The sequence below is a fragment of the Chrysiogenia bacterium genome (assembly GCA_020434085.1).
GTDB lineage: Bacteria > JAGRBM01 > JAGRBM01 > JAGRBM01 > JAGRBM01 > JAGRBM01.
In genome coordinates this window covers 1-4,362 of record JAGRBM010000129.1, presented here as the reverse complement: position 1 = coordinate 4,362, position 4,362 = coordinate 1, and the positions used below count along the sequence as shown (strand labels likewise).

The following is a 4,362-nucleotide window of genomic DNA, read 5'->3' as shown; positions in this document are numbered from 1 at the left end:
TGCTCGTGGCGCGCTTCGCTTCCCTCGCGCTCGGCACGGGCGGCTTCGAGCTGCTCGTGGAGCGCGCGCTCTTTCTCTTCGAGCTGGGCAATGAGTTCTGCGCGCTCGCTCTTGCGCGTCTCTTCGCTGCTGCGCATGAGGGTTTCGCGCTCGGCCTGCGCCTTCTCAAGACTCTCTTCGAGGGCGCGCTCCTTGGCGTGCAGCGCGGCTTGCGCCTCTTCGCGTTCCCGGCGCAGGGTTTCTTCGTGGTGGCGCTCGGCGCCCTCGCGTTCAGACTGGGCGCGCTCGAGTTGCTCGCGGAGCGTGCGTTCTTTTTCGTCGAGTTGATGAAGGAGCTCCTCGCGCTGGCGGGCAAGGGCCTCTTCGTGCCGGCGCGTGGCCTCCTCGCGCTCTGCTTCGGCCGCGCGCAGTTGCTCGCGAAGCGTCTCCTCGCGCGCGTTGATCTGCTCGGAGAGCTCGTCGCGCTGCGCGCCCAGCTCCTGGCCGCGGGTGCGCGCCTCGGTGAGGTCGTTCTCCAATGCGGCGCGCTTTTCTTCGAGGGCGCTGAGCGCGGCCCGCTCGCGCTCGAGCTCGCCGCGCAGTTGCTCGGCGGCGCCGCGCTCCTGGCCAAGGCTCTCTTCGAGGGCGCCGACCTTCTCGCGTTGCGCGCCTTCCTCGCCCTTTGTTGCGGCGAGCTGCTCGCGCAGCGCCGCCTCTTTCTCCGTGGCGCTTGCCGCGTCCTGTTCTGCTTTTTGTTGGAGGGCGCGCAGCTCGCCGAGCAGGCGCTCGCGCTCGGCGGCCGAGTCCTTTGCTGCGACCGCAAGCGCGCTCTCGCGCTCGGCCAGATGTTTGGAGAGTCGCTCGACTTCCTCGCGCAGGGTGCCGGCCTCGCCCTGCACCGAAGAGAGCGCGGCCTGTTTTTCTTCTAGTGAAGTGCGCGCTTCGCTGATTTGTTTCTGAAGCGCGAGGCGTTCCTTGCCCGCCTCGGCCGCCAGCGTTCCCAGATTCTTTTCGCGCTCACCGAGCAGCTTGCGCAGCTCGGTGATCTCGTCGGAGAGGTGGGAGCGCTCGGCATCGAGCGAGCGGGCGCGCTCGGTGAGCCCGGCGATCTGCTCACCGGCTTGTTCGAGTTCAGTGGCGAGTTTTTTCGCCTGGGTGTCGGCGTCCTGGAGGTGCTCGGCCTTAACGCGGGCGCCCTCGGCCTGGGCTTCGAGCTCCCCCTGGCGCTTGAGACTGCGCTGCAGGCGCTCGGAAGCCTCTTCGAGGGCGCTCTCGAGTTCCTCGACCCGGCGGGCAAACCACTCGGTGCCCACGTTCTCGGGGGGCTGCGCCGGCTCTTCTGCAGGCGCGGAGTAATCGGACGACTCCGCTTCGGAGACTGCTCCGTCTTCCCGCTCTGCCGGTTTCTTTGTTCGCCGCTTTGCCATTCCAGCCCATTGCACGCGCGCAGAAGCGGCAAACGGGCATTGCTGCCCGGCTGCGCCTCCGCCTGTGGCGAAAGTTCGTTGCTGCCCTCAACCGGTGAGCCTAGCACGGATTTTTGCCAAGGGAGGGGGCGCGGGGCGTGCAAATGTGTGGCTTAAATCACCCGAAAATTGGCGCGCTGCGGTATGTAAGCTCCCGTTTTGCAAAGCAAAAACTTTGTAAACGCGATTGGTACTGGAAGGGCCGCGTGCCTATACTGATTCCCACTTGGGTCGTTGGAGTCACCGGCATGCAGAAGCCCCGTCAGACGGGCATCTGCAAGGCAGGCGGTGACCTGCACACTCGGGTGTGCCGGAGGGGTCCGGCAAGCGATTTCGAGGCGATGTTTGGTCCTATTTACCAAATGTGCGTTGGGTCGCGGCGCCTGAGGAGCAGTTCGTGCCTATCTATAGCTACATGATCCCATCCGGAGAGACATTCGATAGTCACGCCCTGAGAGATCAATTTGCCGAGGCCGCCGCCTACGGGATTGGACGGCAGTCTTTCGGTAATCGACCGCCACGGTCGAGGAGGCCTTGAGAACCATGCGCAGATATCTAAGCAAAGCCTGGCTTGCGGCAATGTTGCTGCTTGCCGTGGGCTGCGGCGGGGGAGGCGGCGGCGGCACAGTCACCGTCGAAGTTCCCGGTCCTGACGTCCCGTTCGTACCGGACGTCAGCGCGAGCATGACAGTTGCCGGCAACTGCATGCCCGGCAGTGCCACTGTCATGAACAACGGCATCGACGTTTGCTCGGTGCAACTCAATCTGTCGCTCTCAGAGCCCGTGGCCGATTTCCCCGCAATCTCCGTGGACGTCTCCGGCCCGGCAGGCCTCTTTTTCTATTCCAATCCCAATACCACGACCGAACCCATTTCCTCGGGACGCGCGCCGCGTTCCTACAGCGTGAACTTCACGCCCAGCACCGGCCTTGCAACCCTCACCGTCTACGTGCGCTCGACCGCCGCTGCAGGGACGCACACCCTGAATATCTCCAGCGGCGCCGCGCTCAGCACCACGGCGAACATCGCCTTTGCCGCCGTGCCGCCCCCGCCGGTCATTTCGGTGAACTCGGTCACCATCCAGAACGAGTGCCAGGCAGGTGTCGGCACCGTGGAAGCCAACGGCATTGCGCTCTGCCAGGTGAGCCTGGATCTGGGCATGAGCCCGGCGCAGAACGGCTTCCAGATCGTGACGACCGTCTCGGCCGCGCAGTCGGGACTGCTCTTCTACAACTCCGCGGTCGAGCCTCTGGGCTCGGGCACCGCGCCACGTCCGTTCACCGTGACTTTTGATGGCACGGGCAACGCCGTGCTCGACTTCTTCGTGCGCTCGAGCGTGGACGGCCAGACGAACATTACCATGGCCTCGGGCGCCGCGTTCTCGCAGGGTGCGACGGTGGAGTTCACCAACACCCCGCCGCCGCCCATGGTGACGACGATGCTGAGCGTCGATCCCGCCTGCGCCGTCGGCGCGCCGACGGCCGAGGCCAACGGCAGCGATCTCTGCCAGGTGACGGCGACCCTCGATCTCACGCCCCCCCAGCCCTTCCAGCTCTCGCTCACGGCGAGCTCGATCGGAGATCTTGTTTTCTATGAGAGCGCGGTGGAGCCCATCATCGATGGCCGCGCGCCGCGCACTTATCTCGTGAACTTCGACTCGGTGACCGGTGAGGCCACGCTCGATCTGTTCGTGCGCGCCACCACCGATGGCATCGCTGCCCTCGATCTCGACGGGCAGGGTGCCGGCGGACAGGTAAGCGTCAATGAGAGCGTGAACGTGGAGTTCGCCGCCGTCACGAGCCCGCCGCTCTTTGGATTCGACGGCGCTTCGGTCGATGCCGGATGCCAGCAGGGCTCTCCCACGATCATCGCCAATGGCACGGACGTCTGCCAGGTGAGCCTGAGCTTCTCGGGCACGCCGAGCATCAGCGTCCCCGTCACGGTGGGCGGCATCTTCGGCTGGGTTTTCTATGACTCGGCCGTGGCCGCTGTGGACAGCGGCGCCATCCCGCGCATCTTCATGGTGAACCTCGATGGCGCGGGCAGCGGCAGCCTCGACGTCTTCGTGCGTTCGACTGTCGCAGGAACCGGCGATGTCAGTTTGAGCGCGCCGGTCGGCTCGGTGACCGGCAACACCGTTCCCATCGAGTTCGACGGCTCGCCCATCGCCTCGACGGTGACCGGTACCGCGACCCCTGATACTACCTGCGCAGTCGGCACTTCGGTGATCGCCAACAACGGCCTGGCGCTCTGCCGGATCGATGTGAGCATGGACCTTGCGCCGGCGACGACCGAGACCCGCTCCCTGGTGGTGAGCGGCCCGGCCGGGTACCGCTTCTACGTGAGCCCCTCCGACGCGCTGGGGACCGGGCAGAACCCGCGTTCGATCCCAGCGAACTTCGTCATGGGCATGGCCGACTTCCCGGTCTACGTGCGCTCGACCGCCGCGGCCGGAAGTGGCGCGGTGAACTTTGCCATCGAGGGCAGCACCGGCTTTGCCGCCACGACCGAGTTCGTGGCCAGCCCTCCCGCGCCGAGCGTGAGCGCGGGGACGATCGTGGTTGATTCGGCCTGCCAGACCGGCGGCGGCGCAACCGCCATCGGCAACGGCAGCGACAACTGCCTGATTACGATTCCGCTTACCGTGAGCCCGCCCCAGGCCCACCAGGCTGCCATTGAAGTGGCCGGCCCGGCCGGCGTGCTCTTCTACGCGGGCGCCGCCGATGCATCCAACACGGGGCAGGCCCCGCGCAACTTCCTCGTCGACTTCGACGCGGTCACCGGGCAGGCGAGCCTGCAGGTCTACGCGCGCGCCGCCAGCAGCGGCACCAAGAGCCTCACGATCAACGGCGCCTCGGGCGATGTTTCGGCCATGCAGGACGTGGCCTTCATCGCCGACGCCGGTGCGCCGACGATCT

At 66.3% G+C, this 4,362-nt stretch carries 2 protein-coding genes; one reads left to right on the top strand and one right to left on the bottom strand.

Annotated features, from left to right (window positions below; all coding sequences use genetic code 11):
• Positions 1–1,406 (bottom strand): hypothetical protein (locus tag KDH09_04255; GenBank protein ID MCB0218883.1); only part of this gene is annotated, 1,406 nt, incomplete at its 3' end.
• A gap of 582 nt (positions 1,407–1,988) precedes the next feature.
• Between KDH09_04255 and KDH09_04250 the strand changes: the two genes are divergently transcribed.
• The coding region (locus KDH09_04250; protein ID MCB0218882.1) for a hypothetical protein at positions 1,989–4,362 on the top strand (2,374 nt) is incomplete at its 3' end.